At 43.1% G+C, this 24196-nt stretch carries 17 protein-coding genes, 1 pseudogene and 1 riboswitch; of the genes and pseudogenes, 6 read left to right on the forward strand and 12 right to left on the reverse strand.

The window, feature by feature from the left end; all coding sequences use genetic code 11:
- Window positions 1–127 precede the first annotated feature (127 nt).
- Complete coding sequence (locus L3V36_RS18990) at window positions 128–2062, reverse strand: PrkA family serine protein kinase (RefSeq protein WP_004736581.1); 1935 nt, start codon at window positions 2060–2062, stop codon at window positions 128–130.
- A gap of 354 nt (window positions 2063–2416) precedes the next feature.
- Here L3V36_RS18990 and L3V36_RS18995 point away from each other — a divergent pair, with 354 nt between their 5' ends.
- Window positions 2417–3172 carry a MipA/OmpV family protein gene (locus L3V36_RS18995; RefSeq protein WP_017085837.1) on the forward strand — a complete coding sequence of 252 codons (756 nt, stop codon included), beginning with the start codon at window positions 2417–2419 and terminating at the stop codon, window positions 3170–3172.
- A 247-nt stretch (window positions 3173–3419) separates the two neighbouring features.
- Here L3V36_RS18995 and L3V36_RS19000 read toward each other — a convergent pair.
- The 7 genes and pseudogenes from L3V36_RS19000 to L3V36_RS19030 form a co-directional block, all read right to left on the reverse strand.
- Window positions 3420–3482 (reverse strand): annotated as a pseudogene (locus L3V36_RS19000) (prepilin-type N-terminal cleavage/methylation domain-containing protein); the annotation flags it as partial.
- A gap of 27 nt (window positions 3483–3509) precedes the next feature.
- Window positions 3510–4079 (reverse strand): outer membrane beta-barrel protein, encoded by a 570-nt coding sequence (locus L3V36_RS19005; protein ID WP_004736526.1) that lies wholly within the window; start codon window positions 4077–4079, stop codon window positions 3510–3512.
- A 396-nt stretch (window positions 4080–4475) separates the two neighbouring features.
- Complete coding sequence (locus tag L3V36_RS19010; protein WP_004736527.1) at window positions 4476–4976, reverse strand: YfbU family protein; 501 nt, start codon at window positions 4974–4976, stop codon at window positions 4476–4478.
- Between the two features lie 237 nt (window positions 4977–5213).
- Window positions 5214–5954 carry a pyruvate formate lyase 1-activating protein gene (pflA, locus tag L3V36_RS19015; RefSeq protein ID WP_004736528.1) on the reverse strand — a complete coding sequence of 247 codons (741 nt, stop codon included), beginning with the start codon at window positions 5952–5954 and terminating at the stop codon, window positions 5214–5216.
- Between the two features lie 164 nt (window positions 5955–6118).
- Entirely contained in the window at window positions 6119–7120 is a 1002-nt protein-coding gene (locus L3V36_RS19020) for a lipid A deacylase LpxR family protein (RefSeq protein WP_208775284.1), read from the reverse strand.
- Between the two features lie 200 nt (window positions 7121–7320).
- Entirely contained in the window at window positions 7321–9597 is a 2277-nt protein-coding gene (gene pflB / locus L3V36_RS19025) for a formate C-acetyltransferase (RefSeq protein ID WP_102445107.1), read from the reverse strand.
- A gap of 307 nt (window positions 9598–9904) precedes the next feature.
- Window positions 9905–11446, reverse strand: coding sequence for a DUF3360 family protein (locus tag L3V36_RS19030; RefSeq protein WP_004736531.1), 1542 nt, complete (start codon window positions 11444–11446; stop codon window positions 9905–9907).
- Window positions 11447–11880: 434 nt separating this feature from the next.
- Here L3V36_RS19030 and L3V36_RS19035 point away from each other — a divergent pair, with 434 nt between their 5' ends.
- The 5 genes from L3V36_RS19035 to L3V36_RS19055 all read left to right on the forward strand — a co-directional run bounded on the left by L3V36_RS19035 (window position 11881) and on the right by L3V36_RS19055 (window position 16759).
- Window positions 11881–13344, forward strand: a complete 1464-nt coding sequence (locus L3V36_RS19035) for a hypothetical protein (protein ID WP_017095698.1) — start codon at window positions 11881–11883, stop codon at window positions 13342–13344.
- A gap of 237 nt (window positions 13345–13581) precedes the next feature.
- The gene (locus L3V36_RS19040) at window positions 13582–14352 is read left to right on the forward strand and encodes an ABC transporter ATP-binding protein (protein WP_004736532.1); all 771 of its coding nucleotides are present in this window, start codon (window positions 13582–13584) and stop codon (window positions 14350–14352) included.
- A 136-nt stretch (window positions 14353–14488) separates the two neighbouring features.
- Window positions 14489–15259 carry an ABC transporter substrate-binding protein gene (locus tag L3V36_RS19045; RefSeq protein WP_017078148.1) on the forward strand — a complete coding sequence of 257 codons (771 nt, stop codon included), beginning with the start codon at window positions 14489–14491 and terminating at the stop codon, window positions 15257–15259.
- 79 nt (window positions 15260–15338) lie between these two features.
- Window positions 15339–16079, forward strand: coding sequence for an ABC transporter permease (locus L3V36_RS19050; RefSeq protein WP_004736534.1), 741 nt, complete (start codon window positions 15339–15341; stop codon window positions 16077–16079).
- 2 nt (window positions 16080–16081) lie between these two features.
- Window positions 16082–16759, forward strand: coding sequence for an ABC transporter permease (locus L3V36_RS19055; RefSeq protein ID WP_004736535.1), 678 nt, complete (start codon window positions 16082–16084; stop codon window positions 16757–16759).
- A 166-nt stretch (window positions 16760–16925) separates the two neighbouring features.
- Here the strand turns inward: L3V36_RS19055 and L3V36_RS19060 are convergent, their stop codons facing one another.
- From L3V36_RS19060 to xthA, 4 genes are all read right to left on the reverse strand, one after another.
- Window positions 16926–20030, reverse strand: a complete 3105-nt coding sequence (locus L3V36_RS19060; RefSeq protein WP_017095696.1) for a hypothetical protein — start codon at window positions 20028–20030, stop codon at window positions 16926–16928.
- Window positions 20031–20063: 33 nt separating this feature from the next.
- Window positions 20064–20139, reverse strand: a riboswitch (cyclic di-GMP riboswitch).
- Between the two features lie 9 nt (window positions 20140–20148).
- Complete coding sequence (locus L3V36_RS19065) at window positions 20149–21489, reverse strand: HlyD family type I secretion periplasmic adaptor subunit (protein WP_017095695.1); 1341 nt, start codon at window positions 21487–21489, stop codon at window positions 20149–20151.
- Window positions 21482–23167, reverse strand: coding sequence for an ATP-binding cassette domain-containing protein (locus tag L3V36_RS19070; protein WP_208775286.1), 1686 nt, complete (start codon window positions 23165–23167; stop codon window positions 21482–21484). The genes L3V36_RS19065 and L3V36_RS19070 overlap by 8 nt, the downstream gene beginning before the upstream one ends.
- A gap of 156 nt (window positions 23168–23323) precedes the next feature.
- Complete coding sequence (gene xthA / locus L3V36_RS19075; RefSeq protein ID WP_017078150.1) at window positions 23324–24130, reverse strand: exodeoxyribonuclease III; 807 nt, start codon at window positions 24128–24130, stop codon at window positions 23324–23326.
- Between the last annotated feature and the right edge of the window lie 66 nt (window positions 24131–24196).

A 24196-nucleotide genomic window follows, 5' to 3' on the forward strand; every position in this document is an offset into this window, starting at 1 on the left:
GCTGATGTCGCGATCCTACTTTTTATTGGTTGTAAGAGTTATTGGTTTATTAGAGCTATTCGTTTATTAGGGTATAAAGTTATTGGTTTGTACGAGCTGCTCAGTTGAGCAGCTCAGTACGGTTTGGTTATGAGGATTTACGAACTCTTAGGTACCACTCGGATAGCAGTCTCACTTGTTTCTCGGTGTAGCCTTTTTCCATCATACGAGCAACGAAGTCGTCATGTTTTTTCTGATCATCCGTTGAGGTCTTAGCATTGAACGAAATAACAGGAAGCAGTTCTTCTGTGTTAGAGAACATTTTCTTCTCAATCACAGTGCGCAGTTTCTCGTAGCTTGTCCAAACTGGGTTTTGACCGTTATTGTTGGCTTTGGCACGAAGCACAAAGTTCACAATCTCATTTCGGAAGTCTTTAGGATTACTGATACCGGCTGTTTTCTCTATTTTCTCTAGTTCACCATTCAGAGAAGCACGGTCAAATAGCTGGCCTGTTTCTGGATCACGGTACTCTTGGTCTTGAATCCAGAAGTCAGCGTAGGTGACATAGCGGTCGAAGATATTCTGACCGTACTCAGAGTAAGACTCTAGGTAAGCGGTTTGAATCTCTTTACCGATGAACTCAACGTAGCGTGGCACTAGGTATCCTTTCAAGAACTCAAGGTACTTCTCAGCGGTCTCTTGAGGGAACTGCTCACGTTCGATTTGCTGTTCAATCACATAGAACAGGTGCACTGGGTTTGCGGCTACTTCGGCTTGGTCGAAGTTAAACACACGAGACAGGATCTTAAAGGCGAAACGCGTTGATAGCCCAGACATGCCTTCGTCAACACCCGCATAATCTCGGTACTCTTGGTAGCTCTTCGCTTTTGGATCGGTGTCTTTTAGAGTTTCACCATCGTAAACCCGCATTTTTGAGAACAGAGAAGAGTTTTCAGGCTCTTTCAGTCTCGATAGGATGCTGAATTGCGATAGCAGATCGAGTGTGCTTGGTGAACAAGGGGCTTTGGATAGCTCACTGTGCTCAAGCAGTTTTTGGTAGATCTTAACTTCTTCAGAGACGCGCAGACAGTAAGGGACTTTTACAATGTACACACGGTCGAGGAAGGCTTCGTTGTTTTTGTTGTTACGGAAGGTCTGCCACTCGGATTCGTTTGAGTGAGCTAGAATCATACCGTCAAATGGCAGTGCAGAAAGCCCTTCGGTACCGTTGAAGTTACCTTCTTGCGTTGCCGTTAGAAGTGGGTGCAAGACTTTGATTGGCGCCTTGAACATCTCTACGAATTCCATCACACCTTGGTTTGCTTTACACAGTGCACCAGAGTAACTGTAGGCATCAGGGTCATCTTGAGAAAAGTGCTCAAGTTTACGAATATCGACTTTACCTACAAGTGAAGAGATATCTTGGTTGTTTTCATCACCAGGTTCTGTCTTCGCGATCGCAACTTGGTCGAGAATCGAAGGGCGTAGTTTGATGACTTTGAATCTAGAGATATCACCACCGAAATCATGGAGGCGTTTCGCTGCCCAAGGAGACATGATAGAGCGTATGTAACGTTTCTCTATTCCGTACTCTTGTTTCAAAAGATCGCCATCTTCGTTTACGTCGAATAGACAGAAGGGGTGATCATTCACAGGGCTTCGTTCACCATCTGCAGACAGCACATAGATTGGTAGCTTTTGCATCAGTGCTTTGAGTTTTTCAGCAAGGGAAGATTTACCACCGCCCACAGGGCCAAGCAGGTAAAGGATTTGCTTCCGTTCTTCTAAGCCTTGTGCAGCGTGTTTTAGGTAAGAAACAATCTGTTCAATCGCATCTTCCATGCCGTAGAAATCTTTAAATTCGCTGTAGCGTGAGATGACACGGTTCGAGAAAATACGACTTAGATGGGGGTCTTGAGCGGTGTCTATAACCTCCGGTTCGCCAATGGCCAGTAGTAAGCGCTCAGCAGCGTTAGCGTAAGCACTTTTATCGTCTTTACACAGCCCTAAGAACTCTTGCAATGTGAGCTCTTCTTCCTTGGCTGCTTCATAACGTGATTGATAGTGGTCAAAAATACTCATAGTCACATTCCCCTTGTTAACCAGTCAAAACTGATGAGCGATTGAAAAATAGGCTCTCCCTACATTTTAAGGTTAGACCCGCTTGCACAATTTTGCTTAACAATTATGTATTTATTTACAATTTTGCGTGTCAAAAACCTAGCGAGCGCAATAGGCAACTTGAGGCGTGTAGAATCCAATTATTTTACATTCGAGGGGATCTAGCCGTTTGTTTTGTGATTTTAGGTCGCTTAATAATACTCACACTGGATTTATGTGTATTAGATGTATAACTGAGCTCTATTGATTTGCTGGAATGAAGTACCATATAATGCGCAGCGTTATCAAAAATTGCTCAATAAATAGGTAGATGTAGTGAAGAATTATGGATTAAAAATAGTGGCTATCAGTGTTGCGTTACTGGCTTCGACAGCAACACATGCAAAAATCTCGCAGTGGTCACTGGGCGTTGCCGCTTCTTATTCTCCTGCTATCTATAAAGATACACCGTCAAACCGTGCTGTGATCCCTATGATTGGTTATGAAGGTGAGCACTTTTTCATGCGTGGATTCAGTGCGGGTTATCGCTTACTTCCTGCGGGCTCACCACAGAATATCGTGTTTCGAGCGGTTTATGATTCGAGGACATTGAAGCCGGGTGATTCTGATAACGTTGATATTCAAAAGTTAGATGAACGTAAAGCATCAGTATTAGGTGGCATTAGCTACCAAGTGATCACCTTGGTCGGGATGTTTGAAGCGACAGCAGGCTCTGACTTAGGGTTTAGGCATAATGGTATCTATGCGGAAGCTGCATGGCGTTTACCGATTCGTCGCAATGGGTGGGCGATTACACCCTCTATTGGTTATGCTTATAACAGTGAGCGCTTGAATAACCACTTATACGGGGTGAGTTCAGCAGAAGCGTCGAGAACTAATTTGAATGAGTTCGATGCAGACTGGGATGGTCAGTACTTTATTGGTTTAGGTGGTTACTTGCATGTGACGCCAAATATCCGGGTCACTGGTGGCGTTCGTTATACCAACCTTGAAGGTGATATTGAGAACAGCCCAATACTTGAAAGTGGCATCAACATGGCCGCAAACGTCGGTGTTGCCTACGTCTTCTAGTTGCTTTGGTTTCTCTCTCTAAATGCGGACATTAACAAAGGGTTACTCATGATGAGTAACCCTTTTTATTTATGCGAAGTACCGACCGATTATTACAGTAATCAAATCAAATCAAATCAAATCAAATCAAATCAAATCAAATCAAATCAAATCAAATCAAGGAAAGGCATGACATGGCTAGATTTAGCTCCCACCAGTGACTTTTCTACAAATCAACGTACTACCAAACTCTTCACCCAGTGGTTTAAAAACTTGGGGCAGCGGTTAACGCTAAGATACCAAGAATAGCAATAACGATGATCAGCTCAATTAGTGTAAAATCTTTCTACTTCATACCTTAGAAAGTGAAACCGGCCTGTAGACCTAGAGTGCCGTCACTGCCTAGATTTAGACCACCTGAGCTGAAGTCGTACCAATCAAAACCAACACGTGCCATAAACTTCGAGTTACCAAACATTGGTTGCACTGACTTAAATTCAGCACCGATGCCGTAAGTTGCCCCCCATTCACTATTTGAATGCTTGTTATTCACTGAGCCATCTTTATCAGTGATCGTTGATTTAGAATTAAAGTTTGAGTAAGCAAGACCAACTTTACCGTAGATAGCAAAAGATTCATCGAAACTATATTTATACATTGGCGCTAGAGACATTTTGAAGTGTTGGTAATCGCCCTTGTGCTTAGTTAGGTCGCCGTTTACGTCTGAAGTAACATCGCTGATATCTGAATCGATGTAATTCATGGTTGATTCTAAATAAAAGTTTGTATCAAGAACTTGTGAACCAACAGTGAATTGTGCGCCTGTGTCGTCTTCGTTAATGCCAACGCCGCCAAGTACGTACATTTCGTTAGCTGCGAAAGCTGAAGTAGACATGATAGCTAGTGATGCAAGGATGAATTTTCTCATTTTGTTTATCGCTCTGGTTAATAAATTTCGGGGAGCATTCTAGCTATCTTATTTAAAATAAAAAACACCGTTCAAAATGGATCGGTGGTTTTTAATTTGTATTAAATGTTTCGAAGTGGAATTAATAAAGATGAATGACTTAATTGGTTATAAAGTCTAGGTTTGTGTTCGTTGGTTAATGGGCGATATCAGAGAAATTAATTGAAAATGGTTCAATGTTTAATATCTTATCTTCATGATTAATTGCGTTTTCTGTATATAAAGCTCACGTCATATCCATATCGCTTTATCATTCCCGGTTTCTGTTTGTATGCGAACATTAAAAAAGGGTTACTCATGATGAGTAACCCTTTTTCTTGAAACTTTTTAAAAAGTTATCGCTGATCTATTAACGTATTAAGCGCTAAAGATTTGAGATAGCTCTGTCGCACATAGGTGGTACTGACGAGGGCAGTTGCGCCATGTTGTTAGCATGCGACGGTACTTCTCTAGCATTGGCATTTGGCTATTGAAGTGGTGATCTGCTTTGTCGAATTGAGGGTAAAGACCTTCAGAATCAACAAGGAAACGCACGTAATGTACGCTCTGAGCTTCAGAAGCGATATCAAAACCTAGGAACTGTAGGCGACGTTGGTCTACTTCAGCACGTTCTTGTTCTGCAAGCATTTTGTTCGACTCTTGCATGGCATGGTACATCTCCATGATGTCGATAACTTCGCGACATTCGGCTTCAGTCAAACAGCCAAATTCTTTGTTAAGTTCACGCATTTGAAGTTCGTAACCACGCTCTACAACCGTTTGTAGACGTTGGTATTTAGCGGAGTTCTCAGGATCCATTTGAGACATTAGGTAGTATTGATTTGATAGAATTAGACGCTGAGCATTGGTCATTTCCATGGGAGGAGCCTCACTAAAAAACTAAATGTTATATTCTTTTGTTGCAGTAAGAGTAACAGCATTCCTACGAGTGGAAACATGATCTCAACACGGATTTAATATGATTTTTTGAATTGATAAACAAAAGTTGTAAAGAAAAGTGAAAGGATTGTTTGAGCCATAAAACAAAACGCCCCAATCGAAATTGAGGCGTTTAAATAGAGGTTGAGCACCGTCTTTATTCGAACTTTAGCAGTATTAGTACTTTACGTTTGAATGGTACTGGCTTAGAACAGCAACAATCTCGTCCATTTTCTCTTTGCTTGGCGGATTTGTACCTTCAAGAGGGTAGTCATAACCAAGCGCTTCCCATTTATGAGCACCAAGCTTGTGGTATGGAAGCAGTTCTATTTTCTCGATGTTATCCATGTCTTTAATGAATTCACCAAGAAGATGAGCATCTTCAGGCGTATCCGTGTAGCCAGGAACTATCACGTAACGAATCCACGTCTTCTTACCGATTTTGTGCAGGTAGCGTGCAAAATCCAGAGTACGTCTGTTTGATACGCCAATGAAATCGTGGTGTATCTCATCTCGCATATGTTTAAGATCCAACATCACTAGATCAGAGGCTTCTAGTACTTCATCGACCACTTCAGTGTGCTTACGAATGTAGCCATTAGTATCAAGACAAGTGTGAATACCTTCAGCTTGCGCCGCTTGGAAAAAGTCACGAACAAACTCAGGTTGTAGCATCGCTTCACCACCAGAACAGGTGATACCACCGCCCGATGCTTTCATGAAATGACGGTAAGATTTTGCTTCGTTGATGATCTCTTCGACCGTTACTTCCTTTCCGTCATGAAGATCCCATGTATCGCGGTTATGGCAGTACATACAACGCATTAAGCAGCCTTGAAGAAACACAATGAAGCGGATACCAGGGCCATCGACAGTACCACAAGATTCGAATGAGTGAATGCGACCAGTTGTAGACATGAGCTATTCTCGTAGAGGAATTTATACCGTTTATTTTATTACAAAAACGGTACATAAAATAGGGTCAAATGGTAACGAGACCTTTAAAAATAAAGGCAATCACCTGTGAAGATGATTGCCTTTATTAAACTTGAAAAGTAAAGGACGAAAGCCCTTACTGGTGGCTAGAAGAATGCAAACATGGTGATACCGCCAGTGGTGTACACTGACTCTTTTGCTTCTTCGTAATCCGGTGTTTTTGCTGTTAGTGCAAAAGAGGCACCAACGTATTGGTTATACCATGCCACACCAAGCACAGCAGTAGCTTGAATGTTTTCTAAAGTTACATCGTAGATAGCGGGATCTTCATTGTTTTTGTTAGCGTATTCATCAACACCAGAACGATCGCCTTCGATAGTCAGATCGTTGAATCGGTAACGACCCTCAAGGCCAGCATAGGTAAACCAACCGCTGTTTGATGCGCCGATCATGCCCGGTTTGAAAGGGTTTTCTGTGGTGATGTTGGCTGCACCAAAGTTGCCGCCCAAGTCAGTGCCCCAACGGAACATAAAGCCAGTCGAGATATCACTTCTAAAGTTACCCACATTGATCTCTGAAACGTTAGAGATCTCGTAGTCTGTATTTGCTAGTGCTTGATTACGCATTAGGTTGAAATGACTTAAGTAACCAACGCTCCCCGCCCACTCATCATCAACTTGATATTCCCAGCCCATAGGCTCATCAGATTTAGTGATCGAGTGAACTAGCTTTTGAGCGTCTTCTGAAAGTGCGCGCTCGCCCGTGGTGCCAAATGTAATGTTAAAACGTTGGGCTTGCTGTGGGTTTAAGCTGATGTAGTTGAATTCTGTGTGTAGGTAACCTGCGTATGGGCGATCATTAGCCGATGGTGTTTCTAACTCAATGTCAGAAGGCGTATACATCTTATGGCCAATGGTGATTTCCCACTTGTCTAGAGAGCTTGCGCCCCAGTAGGAAAGACTCAATGGTTTTACCCAATTATATGGCGTAATACTTGATGATGTGTAACCCAGAAATAAGCCGTTGGTATAGTCTTGGTCGACACCAAAAATACCATCGTTATCTAAAGCAAAAGTCAGCGTAGAACGCTCAGAGGCAAAAGATGAGAAAGAGAGAAGAATCAGGGGTAAACAACGCAGGTATTTCATGGAGCAGTTACTCTTAAATTATGAACTGAGATATTACCGTAATTTAAGTGAATTTGTGGAAAAAAAGTGAATGATTGGGTGCTTTCTTGCTCAACCTAACATTTTGGGAGGTAGGTGAGTTCTGTGTGATTTACAGCAGATATAAAAAAGCCCCGCACATTGGCGAGGCTAATAGTATTTACCGTCTATTTAGCGTGAGCTTATAGAGACTCAGTAAATGTACGTGCGATTACGTCAGCTTGCTGCTCTGTAGTTAGAGAGTTGAAGCGTACAGCGTAACCAGAAACACGAATCGTTAGCTGAGGGTATTTCTCAGGGTGCTTAACTGCGTCTTCAAGAGTTTCGCGGTTAAGAACGTTAACGTTAAGGTGTTGACCACCTTCAATGCCAGCTTCGTGGTGGAAGTAACCATCCATTAGGCCTGCAAGGTTAGCACGTTGGCTGTCTTGTTCTTTACCTAGCGCGTTTGGCACGATAGAGAAAGTGTAAGAGATACCATCTTGAGCATCAGCAAACGGTAGTTTACCTACAGACGTTAGTGAAGCTACAGCGCCTTTCTCATCACGACCGTGCATTGGGTTAGCACCAGGAGCGAAAGGAGCGCCAGCACGACGACCGTCTGGAGTGTTACCTGTCTTCTTACCGTATACCACGTTAGACGTGATAGTAAGAACTGACTGTGTAGGGATTGAATCACGGTAAGTCTTAAGCTTACGGATCTTGTTCATGAACGTAGAAACTAGTTCACAAGCAATGTCATCTACACGAGAGTCGTTGTTACCGTATTTAGGGTAATCGCCTTCGATTTCGAAGTCAGTTGCAATGCCATCTTCGTCGCGGATTGGTTTAACAGTCGCGAATTTGATTGCAGACAGTGAGTCAGCAGCAACAGACAGACCAGCAATACCACAAGCCATAGTACGACGAACGTCACGGTCATGAAGAGCCATTAGAGACGCTTCGTAGCTGTACTTGTCGTGCATGAAGTGAATGCTGTTTAGAGCTGTCACGTATTGCTTAGCTAACCAATCCATGAATGTGTCTAGGCGACCCATTACGTCATCGTAGTTAAGTACTTCGTCAGTGATCTTGTCGCCAACTGGACCAACTTGCATCTTAAGCTTCTCATCAACGCCGCCGTTGATTGCGTAAAGCATAGTTTTTGCAAGGTTAGCACGAGCGCCGAAGAACTGCATTTGCTTACCAACGATCATTGGTGATACACAACAAGCGATTGCGTAATCATCAGAATCAAGGTCAGGACGCATTAGGTCATCATTTTCGTACTGGATAGAAGAAGTATCGATAGATACCTTCGCACAGAAACGTTTGAAGCCGTCAGGCAATTGCTCAGACCAAAGAACCGTGATGTTTGGCTCTGGAGAAGGACCCATAGTGTATAGAGAGTTAAGGAAACGGAAGTTCGAACGCGTTACTAGCGTACGACCATCGATGCCCATACCACCCATAGACTCTGTTGCCCAGATTGGGTCGCCAGAGAATAACTCATCGTACTCAGGAGTACGTAGGAAACGAACCATACGCAGCTTCATTACGAAGTGGTCGATCATTTCTTGAGCTTGGTCTTCTGTAATTTTACCAGCAGCGATATCACGCTCTAGGTAGATGTCTAGGAAAGTCGAAGTACGACCTAGAGACATTGCAGCACCGTTTTGAGACTTAACAGCAGCTAGGTAGCCGAAGTAAGTCCACTGGATAGCTTCTTGAGCAGTTTGAGCTGGCTCAGAGATATCGAAACCGTATTTTTCAGCCATTTGCTTGATTTGACCTAGAGCACGATGTTGCTCAGAGATCTCTTCACGCAATTGCATTGTTGCAGAAAGATCTTCGCCGTTCTCGAAACGCTCTTGTAGAGATGCGAATTGAGCCGCTTTGTCTTTCATTAGGAAGTTGATACCGTATAGTGCAACACGACGGTAGTCACCAATGATACGACCACGGCCGTAAGCATCAGGAAGACCAGTCAGAACACCAGACTTACGACATTTTAGGATATCAGGAGTGTAGATATCGAAAACGCCAGCATTGTGTGTTTTGCGGTATTCTGAGTAGATTTTTGAAACCATTGGGTCAAGAGTTTCACCGTATGCTTTACAAGAACCTTCAACCATACGTACACCACCGTTAGGGATGATTGCACGTTTTAGTGGCTTCTCAGTTTGTAGACCAACGATAGTCTCAAGATCTTTCTCAATGTAACCTGCATCGTGAGCAGTAATGGTAGAGATAACAGAAGTATCGAAATCTACAGGTGCTTTAGTTGCGTTTTCCTGTTTGATACCTTCCATTACCGAAGACCAAAGCTTGTTAGTTGCTTCAGTACCCTCAGAAACTAGGAAAGACTCGTCGCCTTCATACGGCGTGTAGTTCTTTTGAATGAAATCACGAACGTTTACTTCGCTTTGCCACTCACCTGCAGCAAAATCTTCCCAAGCTTTAGCAAATTGCTCTGCCATGACATACCTACCTTTTTAGTAGAAAAAATACGTACATTAACACTGTTGAGCCAGCGCCCCTCGTAAGGGTAGTACACTCTTATTAATAACAATATATATGAGCATATTCGCATCATATGGTTATATATATTGTCACTACCTTTTATATGTTGTCTTTACTCTATGTATTCAAGACTACGCTAAAAAATTTCTGTAAACCTTAAACTAAATCAATAAATGCCAAAAAAAGTTGAAAAAAAATGGGTGGCAGGGGTTGCCACCCAAACTTTTTTTTAATCCCAATACTACTTTTGTGTAGTTAGAACCATTATAGCCAAGCTTTTAGGCCATATTGACTTTCTAGCATACCAACTGCAAGCATTGCTACTAAACAGATAACTAAAACGCCAACTGGGATAACAATCTTGTCTACAAATGATAGACGCTTCGCACGCTCTTTATCACCAATTAGACCGTTATTATCTAGAAGCATAGTCAGTGCCCATGCTAATACTGGGTTAACAACAGCTGAACCGAAGATACAGATACCCGCTGCTTGAGAATCTTTTGAATCCTTAACCATTTGCATACCTGCTTCGAGTAGAGGCAGAGATACACCTACAAGCAGCGCAACACGCATCACTGGTGGCCATACAGCTACGTCCATTGGGAAACCAAGAATCGCAACAATAATACACAGAGAACCAAGCAAGATTGCGCCGCCAGGAATTGGACGTTTCGCGATTGCTGCTGGGATCATGTAAGTACCCCAAGAAGATGTGATGTTACCACCACCAACTGCAGTACCCACCATTTGACGAACTGAACACATAGTCATTGTGTCATCAACATCCATCAGAACTTTTTCAGAACGTTTAGGGTAGTTCAGTTCTTGGAAGATACGGTGACCTAGGAAATCTGGCGACCACATTGCTACGGCAAGAATTGCGAATGGTAAAGAAGCAATGAAGTGTTCAACGTTTGGCAAGCCAAGCATCCAACCTTCAGAAGTAGAACCCCACCAGTAAACTGGGTTTAGGTTTGGAATGCCCATTTCAGTTTCGAATACGATATCGAAACCAGCACCTAGTGCTAATGCAATAGCAAGGCCTGTGAATGCACAAACTGGGATAGCCAACCAACGCTTGTTCACTTTTGCTAAGAAAGCGTAGATAGCAATCGTAATAGCAAGAACGATCAAACCAACGTAACCCATGCTACCCGCTTCGACAGTAGAAGATTGAAGACCAACCGCCCATTCTTGAATCGAGTTAATTTGGCTCATGGTGCCTGTTAGGCCTAAGAAAATGAGCAAGCCGCCAGCGGTACCTTCGGAAGTCAGGTTAACCAGCTTGGAACCGCCTTTTAGGAAACTTAGGATTAGACCGAAGACACCGATAAGGATTGCCAATGCAAGAGGGTGAGCACCAGCGAGAGCGATGGTACCAATAAGAGGAATCATTGGGCCGTGGTTACCGGCAAGGTTTGCTTTAGGGTTGAAGAAACCAGAGGCAAGAATACAGAACAGCAGTGCAGGAATCAGCATTTCTACACGAGCAACTTCAATTGCGAAGTCTTTACCTAGGTTTACGTGATCCCAAGCTTGAGTTAGGCCATCAGCCCAAGACATCATTACTGCTGAGTACATCGCGATGATACCGATGGTACCAGCAAGTGCAGGAACAAGGTCTTCAAGTTCAAAACGGAAATCACGGCCTGGAAGGTTTAAACCGAAGCGGCGAGGCTTCATGATTTGAAGTTCGTGATCTAAATAATCTGAGCGGCTCTCAAATTCCGAAGAAGGGCGGTGTAGCTCTTTATAGCTTTTCTCTTCTACTTCAGAGTTCGCATTATTCACAACGTCTGACATAGATTCCTCATATTTTTATGTTAGTAATTCTAAAATTGAATTAAATAAGTTCGCGTAATTGCGTTATTTCTTAGTTATAACTTATTAACATTATGTTGCACGGTTTTGATGTGCTTTATGCAGCTAAGTTAAAAGAAATGTTTGGCATTTTTAATGCCTTATTTTGTATTGAGGAGTCTAACAAGCTTACCCTTTAGGGTGATTGATCTTGATCACTTTATGAGTGTATGTGAAAGAAAGCTACAAAACGCAGCGGTTCATTAACGTACCGTTGATAAAAAGTGTAATTTGTTTTCACAAACTGACGTTTTCATCGTCTTGTCACAGTTCTTATCCTTTGTAAATTCCATTTTTAATGATTGGCTTACTTTTTGCTTAATCGCTGATAGATATTTAATTTTGGCGAGCTGTTGCCACAAACAGGACGAAAATCGATGAAAAAGACACAAATGTTGCCACTAGCGGCAATGATCTCAGGACTACTAGTTGGTTGTGGCGGCGGAAGCGGCGGCGGTGGTGGTGGCGGTACACCATCAACAAAGTTTGAATTTTCGTTCTCTGCCCCGAATACAATCCTTGAAAGTAGCAACACTTCGAACTGTACCGTATACGAGCGAAGAGATAATAGTAGTCAGCAAGCGACGGTGTTGACTTACCAACCAGCAATTGAGTCACAGCTCAACAATGAAAATGTGGTTGCATACTATTCGGATGCGGCTGGTTCAATGGTTGGTGATTTAATTGTCCCAAGTAATTTGAAGCTCTCGTTTACCTTGGAAGGTATACCTGATGGTGGCTTTGTTACGTTCCAAATTCGCGAAGCGAACAACACACACTTCACAGCTAATACATTTTCTAAAGAATATTTGGAAGATCTTACTCTGAGAACAACTACGTTTGGTATGAACCGTGAAGCTGTTAGTAGTTGCGATAAAGGTGATAACTTTGATAAGACAACACGAAATGACTTGTCTTACCTTGCCGTAGCTTCTGGTGGTGGAGATTATAACTTTCAATCCCAGCTAAAAGAAGAGTCTGTGCCGACGTATTCGATTGATAAGTTAGATGTACGGGCTCTGCCTAATGGGACACCTGAATCAACCATTGTTACGCAATTTAAAGATGGGTATTTGCATCAATATGGTGTAAGAGCTTGGAGTAACGCCGATCCATTGTTACTGGTTGATATGGCAGGAAACAAAGCTCAACTGACGCACACAAATGACTTTGATTACTCGAATGTTGAGATTAAGGTTAGTCAGGGTGATTTTAGTTATGGCATAGCAACAATTCCAAGCACGCAAGGTGACTTTACAAGTCCGGATGAGCCGAATACTGAACACTGGAGCTTAAATGTTGAATCAGACACTCCGCTTAATGGCTGGAATATTGATCTCAACAAGAAGTTATATGTTGAAGGTTCTTGGGACGTAGATATCGCTCCAGACTCATTTTATGACTTAAGTTCGTTGCCGACTGACTCACCAAACCTTGCTGGTAATAACTTAGACCTTGATTTTAGTTTTACAGATGAAGTCGGAAAAATGAGAGTTGCCTACACAACAGAAAGCCTAAGTGGCGGCCTTCATAAATTGACACATAAAGTATTTACTCATTTGGAAGATACAATTGTTTTACCAGAGCTTTACTACTACGACTACTCAGATACTGTTAAGGCTGAATTGAAGTTAGATCCTACCTCAGATCCCATTCATCAGACTGTTCTTGTTGAGACAGCAGAGTCGGAGATTACAGGTTATGATTTCATGACTGCGTTTGCGCACGGTAATGTAACGGACTTAGATGAAGATTTAGATGGGCTTGTTGTTAATGAAGTTACACTAAACAAAACGGGTGTAAAGGTTCAGAACCAAGACTATTTGATGCTTACAAAATAGCGCCTGCTTAACAAAAATAAAACAAATAAGCCCCGTTAATCGGGGCTTGTTTATAACTGCTATTCATGTAATTGAGAGGAAAACGCTACCTTTTGCATAATAAGTCAGAGTGAATCGCTATTTATTCTAAACTATTAGGTTAATAATTTGTTGCATGTTATTTCGTGTGGTGCTAGTTTGTATCGCATGAAAAGGTCGGAGTACCTTGCATTTTCACAAACTTGGGAGAGAAAGCGCATGAAAGATGTACCAGCGCTGGACATAAAGGATCTACACAAAACGTTTGGTCAAAATGAAGTTTTAAAGGGAATTTCACTTTCTGCGCATAAAGGCGATGTAGTCTCGATTATCGGATCTTCTGGGTCGGGTAAAAGTACTTTCCTTAGATGTATCAACCTTTTAGAGACACCTACCGCCGGCGAGATTTGGGTTAATGGCGAATTAATTCAAATGAAAAACAACCGCCAAGGTGTTTCAGTTCCTGCCAATGAAAAACAAGTACAGCGAATCCGTTCTCGCCTGGCGATGGTTTTTCAGGGTTTCAATCTGTGGTCTCACCTGACCGTTCTCGAAAATGTTATCGAAGCGCCTGTTCACGTCTTAGGTGTACCTAAAGCACAAGCGATTGAAAATGCAGAGTTACTACTGAAGAAAGTCGGCCTGTATGAGCGTAAAGATTACTACCCGGGTCACTTGTCTGGCGGACAACAACAGCGTGCTGCTATTGCGCGAGCGCTAGCGGTTGATCCTGAAGTGATGCTGTTTGATGAACCAACATCGGCATTAGACCCTGAGTTAGTAGGCGAAGTGCTTGGTGTAATGCGCGATCTAGCAGAAGAGGGCAGAACCATGCTTGTGGTAACACATGAAATGGCTTTCGCTCGTGACGTATCGAACCATGTGATGTTCTTGCATCAAGGTCTAGTGGAAGAACAGGGCGATCCAGCTAAACTGTTTACGGAACCTGAATCTGAGCGTTTACAACAATTTATCTCATCGATTTACTAATCAGAATTGAAATACCGCCGCTAAGGAAAATGGCGACGGTATGAACAATAAAACACAACAAGTAAGTTAATAAGTAACAACAAACACAATATTAGAACTAGCAAAACATAAAAACCTAAATCACAGGAGTAGGGATATGAAAAAGTGGTTATTAGTCGCGGCACTTGCTGCAACTGCTGCAACGGGCGTAGCTCAAGCAAAAGAATGGAAAACAGTACGTTTCGGTATTGAAGGTGCTTACCCTCCATTTAGCTGGACAGAAGCTGATGGTTCACTAAAAGGCTTCGATGTTGATATGGCTAACGCGCTTTGTACCGAAATGCAGGTGCAGTGTAAGATCGTTGCACAAGATTGGGATGGCATTATTCCTTCTCTACTTGCTCGTAAATATGATGCGATCATCGCGGCAATGTCTATCACGGAAGAGCGTAAGAAAAAGATCGACTTCACTGGTAAATACGCACTTATCCCAAACAAGTTCATCGCTAAAAAAGGTGCAGGCCTTAACTTCGATGATCTAAGCGGTCAAAAAATTGCCGTTCAACGTGCAACAACTCACGATAAGTACCTAACAGATAACTACGGCGACACAGTAGAAATCGTTCGTTACGGTTCATTCGATGAAGCTTACCTTGATCTAGCTAACGGTCGCGTTGCTGCTGTACTGGGTGATGCATCTGCTCTAGAAGAAGGCGTACTAAACAAAGCGGGTGGTGAAGACTACGAGTTTGTTGGTCCATCATTAACAGATCCTAAATGGTTCGGCGATGGTTTTGGTATTGCTCTACGTAAGCAAGACAAAGATCTGACTAAGCAATTAGATGCGGCAATCCTTTCACTACGTGAAAAAGGCATCTACCAAGATATCGCGGCTAAATACTTCAACTACGACGTATACGGTCAGTAATATCTAGCGTCAATTCTTAAGGGAGAGGTTCTCCTCTCCCTGTCTTACCAACTTTTTCGCAGTTCTGTTGGAATTCATTATGTTTGATTTACAAGGATATGAAGCTTCGATCCTGAAAGGGGCGGTGCTTACAATCGAAGTTGCCTTGCTGTCGCTAATTTTAGCTATGGTTCTTGGTATGCTAGGTGCCTTAGCAAAACTTGCGCCTTATCGCTGGGCTCGTGCAATTGCAACCCTCTACACAACCGTCATTCGAGGCATCCCCGATCTCGTATTGATGATGCTGATTTTCTTTGGTGGACAAATCCTTTTAAACAACAGTTTGTATTCCATCAATGAGTGGCTCAATGAGTGGTTCACATCAAGTGATCCTAACCACGAGTGGACCGCTTACTTACCAGATTATATTGATGTCAGCCCATTTATTGCTGGTGTCTTAACCATTGGCTTCATCTTTGGTGCTTACATGGCTGAAACTTTTCGTGGTGCAATCATGGCTGTCGACAGCGGTGAGATGGAAGCGGCAAAGGCCTACGGCATGGGGCCCGTTTTAGCGTTCCGCCGTATTTTATTACCTCAAATGATTCGTCACGCACTGCCGGGTTTTGGTAACAACTGGTTGGTTCTACTAAAGACCACCGCGTTGGTTTCGATTATCGGCCTAGAAGACATGGTACGTGTTAGCGCGTTGGCAGCAGGTTCAACCAAAATGCCATTTACCTTTTATATGACAGTGGCACTTATTTTCCTATTCTTCACCAGTGTTTCGACGGGCTTGCTTAAGTTGGTTGAACGTAAATTCAGTATCCACGCGAGGTAGTTATGGACTTTTCATTGATAATTGAAAGCCTGCCGATTTACCTTAGTGGTTTATGGACAACGGCTTGGATGGTTTGCGTCGCTTTGATCATTGGCTTATGTGTAGCCATACCATTAGCTATCGCTCGTAACAGCCCAAATATGCTGATTAACGCTCCTGCTTGGTCGTTCATCTATTTCTTCCGTGGTACGCCATTATTGGTGCAGTTGTACCTGATTTACTACGGAATGGATCAGTTCTTCCCGGTAAAAGATACACTATGGGAGAATGCATGGTTTTGTGCTTTGGTGGCATTCATTCTTAACACATCGGCATACACAGCAGAAATCATTCGTGGCGCTATCAACGGCTTACCGAAAGGCGAAGTTGAAGCAGCAAAAGCGTACGGTATGAGCACACCCAAGACATACCGCCGCATCATTCTTCCAAGTGCTTTACGTCGAGCATTACCGGCTTACAGTAATGAGGTTATCTTTATGCTTCATGGCTCAGCGGTAGCAGGTATCGTAACCATTATGGATCTAACGGGTGCTGCCCGTTTGGTTAACTCACGTTACTACGCACCATTTGAATCGTTCCTAACGGCAGGCCTGTTCTATATGGGGTTAACGTTTATTATTATTGCGATTTTCAAATTCGCAGAGAAACGTTTCCTAGCTTACTTAAGACCACTTAGCTAATTGCACTTTGTACAAATCATAGTTAAAAAAACGGCGCTTCTATAGCGCCGTTTTTATTTAGGGACTGCATTCCAAATAGTTGAGTAGCTCTTTGAAACAAAAAGGACTTATTACACAAGTAATAAGTCCTTTAACTTTGTTTCTGATTTACTAGTTCAAAAAGTAATTAAACTTCATTAACGCCAATGAAATCACCATCAAAGGATGCATCAGTGTAGATGATGACTTCTTTGCCTCCTTTGGTGAAGCTATAAGCGGTAATCGTTTCAGTTCCATCGAGTCCAAGTTTATCTTGCATATCTTGGTCTAGCGTCACTGATGTTGCGGTTTGGTATTGGAAACCTTGAAGATGACTTGCGTCGATATCTTCAATTCCCAAAGCAAAGAATTCAGCAACTTGGTCGTCGTTCTTTGCTCTATTACCATCAAGGTCATGGTTTTGATTGAAGGTTTTACCTAGAGAAATAGTCAGTTTGTCATTAGCTGAATCTCCCCCTATGACTGCTTCAAACCCATTGATGTTTGACCCCTTCGACATGTCGATATCGACACCACCAGGGTCATTGGCGACAAGCACATCGAACCCTTTACCACCATGTATCAAGGCGTCGTCAGCATCATAAATAACGGTGTCATTACCTGAGCCAGCTTTTATAATGTCGCTGCCTTCACCACCATCGATAATGTCATCGCCTTTACCGCCTTTTAAGGTATCTTCGCCTTCGCCGCCGGCAAGAACATCATCACCTTTGCCGCCTTTTAAGACATCGTCACCACTACCTCCAATCAGTGTATCGTCGCCTTTACCACCTTTAATTAGGTCGTTGTCCGCGCCTCCATCTAACCAATCATCACCTTTACCTCCGAGTAGTGTTTCTACGTCAGCTTCTAGCTCAACAGTGGTAACTACATCATCAAAGTCACTGTCGCCACTGCCTGGATTATCATTAAAGTGTTGGTTACCTTCACCAGCAACACCGCTATAGCCCGGAGGCGTATCAGTCTGCAGATTGAAAACAACAGATTGAAGGTTATCTCCGGCTACGACAGAGATATCTTGGTTGGTGTTGGATAGAGTTTGGACTGATGAATCATTTTGGAGGTCTTCGACATTGAAAGAAAGACTGCTGCCGTCGGTCACGCCTTTATCACCACCGTCAGGGACAATAAAGAAGCCAAGCGTTTCAATACTGTCGTCGATAGATACGTCAAAGCTCGGTTTCTCTTGACCCGCATTATCTAGTGCTGCGTGAACATCTCCCCACACAACGTCTATATTTACACCGCCTTGATCGTCGACAGTATAATAACCATATGAGTTATTGTAGCCTGCCTCTGAGCTTTCCAAAGTGATTGAGAGAGTTCCTGAGTAATCATTGAGAGAGTAAGTACCGTCGTCATTTAAGACGAGTGAACCATTGCTGTTGTGACCGCCCAGAATAACATCATTGCCGTGACCACCAACGAGGTAATCTGTACCATCACCACTCAACTCTAAAGAGTCGATAGAGGTAACGAAGTAGTCACTGGAATCATCAGCGGTATTGTTACTATTTTTATCGAAGGCTTCACCTACAGCAGTGAATTGGATTTCATCAAATGCTTTAAAACCTGTATCTACAGGTGAAATGATAAGAAAACCGTTATTGTTTGATGTACTTTCAGAAAAGTCATCTTTCACTAAATCGTTAGCCGTAAAGTCGCCTTCAGCAACAAGAATACCTTCACGATAAGCAGCCCAATGTCCTGTTTCATGGACTCCGCTCCCTCCTTCATTTAGGTACAAATTGGAGATGCCGACTTTCGCTGCCATGGTATGTTCATCAACGGAAACCGACAACATTTCAGAGCCGTTTGTTGTTCCGTCTTGGTTATATGAGAGTCCTATCTGAGCACTCACACCACTTTGAGCTAAACCAGCCACACCATAACCCGTGCCACCAGAGCTCACTCCTCCATTAGATACGGAGACATCAGCTTCGCTGCCATCTGGGGCATAAGCTGAAAGGTTATCGTTGTCGAGCACGACATTATTACTGTCTTCGTCACTGTAGGTATTGTCAAAATCTAGGAAAAATTCGCCTTGCTGTTCATCGTAATAGAGAGGATTAAAGTTATCGCCGATAATGATGTCGTCGCCTTTACCACCACGGATCAAATCGTCGCCGGAAACGGAAGTTTCATCCCAATTACCATTTGTGTCACGAGGTGTACCATCACCAACTAAGAAGTCGTTAGCCTCGTATTGATACATTTCAACATTAGCGATGAGAGCACCGTAAGTATCTTCGCTAGTATCTGTTTCTGTGGCTCTGAAAGAAAGGGTGTGGTCTCCAGGTGTCAAATCAACGTTGAGTTTTGCGGTGTACCATTGATGTTCATTACCGATTCCGTTGTTATCGAATTCGGCCACAACCTCACCATCAATTAGAACTTGAAAAGGGCTAGTATCAGTTTCACTGCCTTTATGTCTATTAGCGTATTCAAAAGTTAACTGGAATGTACCTCCACGGCCAATTGCGTCGGGCTCAACAGTGAAGACGGTAGAAGCTGTCGTATTCGTTTGGTCGCTGCCAATGCCATTATGGTTATGAGAATCAAGTTCAAGTACATTGCTGGTAGGGTGGTCGCCGGATGGAGCGCCACCAACACTTTGAAATTGAACTTCCATTAATCCTTCGGGGGTGCCATCGACGCCATTGTTGTCGTTGTCTGCTTCCCAGCCGTTAAATGAAGAGTAGGTTCCCCAACTTCCACCTAAACCAGGCCCTCCAGCACTAGTATCTGATTGATCAACTTGAAAATTACCATTGGTGATTAGATTGTCCCCAGCGACCTTGGCTCCTCTGTCGCCGTAGATCACATCATTGTTACCACCACCTTCAACGTAATCATTACCAGAACCAGCCACAATGACATCATCGACATTATTCACGATCTCGGAATCTCGGGATCGAATAGAATCAGGCATACTTAATGTGCCTGATTCATCTTTTGCGTTGATAGAGTGATTCCATGATTCAACAACGTCATTGCCGTCACCAGCCAAAATCGCATCTGAACCGCGGCCAGAGGCTATAAAATCATCACCGTCTTTGGCTTTGACAATATCGTCTCCTTTCCCTGCTCTAATGGCATCGTCACTGGTGTCTCCAAGAATAATAGGGTTGTCGATACCGTTTTGGGACTGGTCTTGACTTGGAACAGCAACCTTATTTCCGGCCTCTTGGGCTAATGTTCCAGTTACATTATTTGTTAATTGAATAGCCATTGCTATCATCCTCTGATATATCGGTTTGATATAAGAGGCAGCTCAGCCATCTCGTGAGAGACCTGTCGCTTTCCGTCCTCACCTCACGATGAGTTTGGCTTTTTCTTCTCGCGCTTGGTTAAATTTCCCTCATTGCCTTATAGGCGCTTACAGATAGTGGGTTGAGTAGATACTCGAGCGGTGTTTGTTGCTCAAGTAATATCATCACTTCTGCGGGCATGCCCGGATACAATGAGATGTTTTCTAATGCTTCTAGCTCAGACTTATCTAACGATACTCTCGCTAAGTAAGCAGAAGATCCTGTGGCTTGATCGCTAATGCGGTCAGCCGAAATATGGACTAATTTTCCACGAATCGGTGGTGTTTTACGGAAACTGTATGCGGTCAGTCTTACTTGGGTATCCAAGCCAATTCGTAAGGCTTCGATGTCTTCTGGCTTCACTAACGCTTCTACAATCAACTCGTCGTTTTGCGGAACCAATTCCATTAAGGTTTCACCGGGTGGAACAATGGCATTTTCGGAGACCACATTAAGTCCAACTACCACACCACTTTGAGGCGCTCTTATTTCAACCCGGGTAAGAATATCTTGAGCATTGACCATTGCTTCTCTGGTTTCATTCAGCTTTCGTTCTAAATCTTGTATCTCTTCGCCGAGAGTTTTGGCGTAAGTATAATCTGCGTTAATCAGCTCTAATTTCGCTTCGGCGATGGTGCGTTTGGCGTGTCCAATCCTAGCTTTGAGGTCAGCAATGTTACCTTGTAATTGAGAGCGTTCTCGCTGTAAATCCAATAACCGAGATTTGGATGTGTTACCGGAAACAAGCAAATCTTGGTGCATTTGTACCTGTTCTTCTAAATACTTCAGGCTTCGATTTCCGGCTAAGAATCGTTGTTGGAAGCCTTGCAGATCAAGTTTTGATTGCTCCACTTTTTGCTGTAACACATCTGATTCACCGGATTTTAACGATTGTCTTTTGCTGAAAAGCTTACTCTGCGTATCAAGTAAGCTTGATACGTTTGGGTCACTCATAAGGGAGAGTAATCTCATATCAAATTGAATCTCTTGATGACTCGCTAACTCTGATTGTAAGCGGTTCAGCCGCGCTAAATCACTTTGCCACTGAGCTCTTAGCCTTAGAAGCGATGCCTGAGCTTGTGTGTGACTTAACGAGATGAGCAATTCGCCTTTTTGAACATGGTCGCCGTCAGAAACATGGACGATTTCTACAATCCCGCCTTCTAAGTGCTGAATGGGTTTTCGCTTTGATTCTACGATAATTACGCCTGGTGCAATGGCAGCAGAAGAAAGCGGGGCTAAGTATGCCCAAGCAGCAAAGCCACCAAGAGTGCTCACAAGAACTAACCAGATAAACACCTGTATTTTGAATGTAGAAAAGACCAGTTTTCTACCATCGTCGAAGTGAATACCTTTGTCGTTATGATGAATACTAGCCATTCGACACCTCCGACGAAGCGACATTGAAGAGCGACCGGACCACTTTACTCGCTTCGCCTGCTTGCGTTATCTGGCCGTTTTTCAATTCAACAACCCAATCGACATGTCTGAGTAAGCTTGGGTTATGCGTTACCATCACGACAGAAATGGATTTCTCTTTCGCCAATTGTAATAGCGAAACAAGAAACTCTTCGCCTTCTTTGTCGAGATGTGAATCGGGCTCATCAAGCACGAGTAGTTTGGGTGAGAATACCAATGCTCTTGCTATGGCAAGTTTCTGTGCTTGTCCACCAGATAACTGATGACCAAAAGAACCGATAATCGTTTCATATCCATTCGGTAAGGCGACAACAGCGTCATGTACACCGGCTTGAATAGCGGATCTGACGATTTGGCTATCCGTAACGTTGGAATCAAATCGGGCGATATTTTGTTTTACAGTGCCATGCAGAAAGTCGATGTGCTGAGGGACATAACCGACGGTGTGTTTGAACTGATTTAGATTCCATAACTCAACATTGAGTCCATCGATAGAAATACCACCTTTTGAGGGCGATATGCCGTTAATGATCATTTTGCAGATGGAAGACTTACCTGACCCGCTAGGGCCTATCAATGCAACTCGATTTCCAGATTCCAGTCTTAGCTTCAAACCATTAAGAGTTGGCTTGTTAAGGTTTTCAGAGGCGAACCATGTGACGTTGTCGATGACCAAATCACCTTTAATGATTTCTAACTCGGTTCGCTCGGCATGTTTAGTATGAGAAGCAAATTCCTTAGCTAAGCGTTTGTTTGCATCCAAACCAGTTTTCCATGCTTGAATACCACTAGAAAGCATCTCAATTGGCTGGAGTGCTCTCGCCATTAGGATTGAACCCGCAATCATGCCACCAGCAGACATGGCATTTTGAATGACTAGGCTTGCTCCGACAGCCATGATGATGAGTTGAAGGACCATACGTATGTAACGAGAAAATGCACTCAGTGAACAGGTGGCTTGATCTAAATGGCTTCGAGACCAGCTTTTTTCCGCCAAAATTTCTTGGTAGGTTTGACTTAGACCTTGTTGCTGATGTTGGCTAAAGATCGTGGCGTGTTTTTGAAAGCACTCGTCGTTTTTTCTTTGTGTTGCGAGCTGGCTTAAGTAAGTGGTTTTAAAGTGCTTAGATTTAACCCAATGAGAAAGCAATGTTGTCATGAGAATAAAAACAACGGCACCCACACCGACTAATCCTATATATGGATGAATAGCAAACATAATAATAAGAAACAGGGGAGTGAATGGTAGATCAAACATGACAAAGTAGGCAGGAGAAGAGAGCAGGCTCTTTACCTCACTTATATCGTTGAACAGATGCTTTTCTTTTGATTTTGATGAGAAGGAGGTTTGTTCAAATAGCTGCTGAGACGCGATAAATTCAAATTTGATCGCTTTCTTTTGTGCATACTTGGCTCTAGACGCGTCAAGGAACGCTTGGGCTGTAAGTAGGAACACAGCAATGAAAGCCAAGAATAGAAGCGTATCTAAACTTTGACTTGAGAGGACTCTATCAAACACTTGAAGGCTGAATAAGGGAACGACTAACATCAATACGCTGATCGCTCCGCTGACCACCATCATCGGAAGTAAACTACGCAGATTAATTGGATTTATACCTGCCCAAGGCTTTGCGTCCATACAAAACTCTCTCCATTGGTTGTCCAAATAGTATAGATGGGCAGTGGCGAGAATGTGAACTATCTCAAGCTTTTTGAGTGGATTTGAGCTACGTAAAAAAAATGCACAAGCTAAACAAAAGCTTGTGCATTTTTGATTTGAAATTTAATTTGGATTTTATTTAAACGTCGACCAAATCGGAGCGTGATCTGACGGTTTTTCGATGCCACGCAGTTCGTAGTCGATACCGGCTTCAGTACATTTGTCAGCAAGCTTTTGAGTTGCGAGGACCACATCAATACGCAGACCACGGTTGTCTACGAAGCCTTTTGAGCGGTAATCAAACCACGAGTATTGATCGTTCACTTCAGGGTGTAGTAAACGGAAGCTGTCCACAAAACCCCAATCCATCAGTGTTTTCAACCATTCGCGCTCTTCTGGTTGGAAAGAACACTTACCTGTTTTCAACCAACGTTTCGCATTAGGCTCACCAATACCGATATCAATATCGGTAGGGCTGATATTAATGTCGCCCATTACGATCACTTGTTCATCTTTGTTGTGGTAATCGTTCAGGTACGTCATTAAGTCTTTGTAGAACTCACGCTTGTACGGGTATTTGGTTTCATGCTTAATGTTATCCCCTTGAGGGAAGTAACCATTTAGTACGGTAACCTTTTCACCATTTTCATCTTCAAACGTCGCCATGATCATGCGTTTTTGATGGTCTTCATTGTCAGTAGGAAACCCCTTCTGCACAGAGATAGGTTCTTGCTTACACAGCATTGCTACACCGTAGTGCGCTTTTTGGCCGTGGAAGTAAACCTTGTAACCCATAGCTTCAACATCGGCTAATGGGAAGGCTTCATCGTGCACTTTTATCTCTTGCAGACCAATCACGTCGGGTTGGTGCTTATCGATAATAGCTTGCAGTTGGTGAAGACGGGCTCTAAGGCCATTTATGTTGAAGCTAATGACTTTCATTTGTTTTTATACCTCTCGGAAACCTTTGTCGCTGCTTGTTCTTAAAGGTTTTTTGATTTGGTGGAT

It is taken from the genome of Vibrio sp. G-C-1 (genome assembly GCF_021728015.1).
GTDB lineage: Bacteria > Pseudomonadota > Gammaproteobacteria > Enterobacterales > Vibrionaceae > Vibrio > Vibrio splendidus.

Coding starts and splice junctions, on each gene's coding strand:
- L3V36_RS18990 (WP_004736581.1), bottom strand. CDS start 2,062: ATGAGTATTTTTGACCACTATCAATCACGTTATGAAGCAGCCAAGGAA.
- L3V36_RS19005 (WP_004736526.1), bottom strand. CDS start 4,079: ATGAGAAAATTCATCCTTGCATCACTAGCTATCATGTCTACTTCAGCT.
- L3V36_RS19010 (WP_004736527.1), bottom strand. CDS start 4,976: ATGGAAATGACCAATGCTCAGCGTCTAATTCTATCAAATCAATACTAC.
- pflA (WP_004736528.1), bottom strand. CDS start 5,954: ATGTCTACAACTGGTCGCATTCACTCATTCGAATCTTGTGGTACTGTC.
- L3V36_RS19020 (WP_208775284.1), bottom strand. CDS start 7,120: ATGAAATACCTGCGTTGTTTACCCCTGATTCTTCTCTCTTTCTCATCT.
- pflB (WP_102445107.1), bottom strand. CDS start 9,597: ATGGCAGAGCAATTTGCTAAAGCTTGGGAAGATTTTGCTGCAGGTGAG.
- L3V36_RS19030 (WP_004736531.1), bottom strand. CDS start 11,446: ATGTCAGACGTTGTGAATAATGCGAACTCTGAAGTAGAAGAGAAAAGC.
- L3V36_RS19035 (WP_017095698.1), top strand. CDS start 11,881: ATGAAAAAGACACAAATGTTGCCACTAGCGGCAATGATCTCAGGACTA.
- L3V36_RS19040 (WP_004736532.1), top strand. CDS start 13,582: ATGAAAGATGTACCAGCGCTGGACATAAAGGATCTACACAAAACGTTT.
- L3V36_RS19045 (WP_017078148.1), top strand. CDS start 14,489: ATGAAAAAGTGGTTATTAGTCGCGGCACTTGCTGCAACTGCTGCAACG.
- L3V36_RS19050 (WP_004736534.1), top strand. CDS start 15,339: ATGTTTGATTTACAAGGATATGAAGCTTCGATCCTGAAAGGGGCGGTG.
- L3V36_RS19055 (WP_004736535.1), top strand. CDS start 16,082: ATGGACTTTTCATTGATAATTGAAAGCCTGCCGATTTACCTTAGTGGT.
- L3V36_RS19060 (WP_017095696.1), bottom strand. CDS start 20,030: ATGGCTATTCAATTAACAAATAATGTAACTGGAACATTAGCCCAAGAG.
- L3V36_RS19065 (WP_017095695.1), bottom strand. CDS start 21,489: ATGGCTAGTATTCATCATAACGACAAAGGTATTCACTTCGACGATGGT.
- L3V36_RS19070 (WP_208775286.1), bottom strand. CDS start 23,167: ATGGACGCAAAGCCTTGGGCAGGTATAAATCCAATTAATCTGCGTAGT.
- xthA (WP_017078150.1), bottom strand. CDS start 24,130: ATGAAAGTCATTAGCTTCAACATAAATGGCCTTAGAGCCCGTCTTCAC.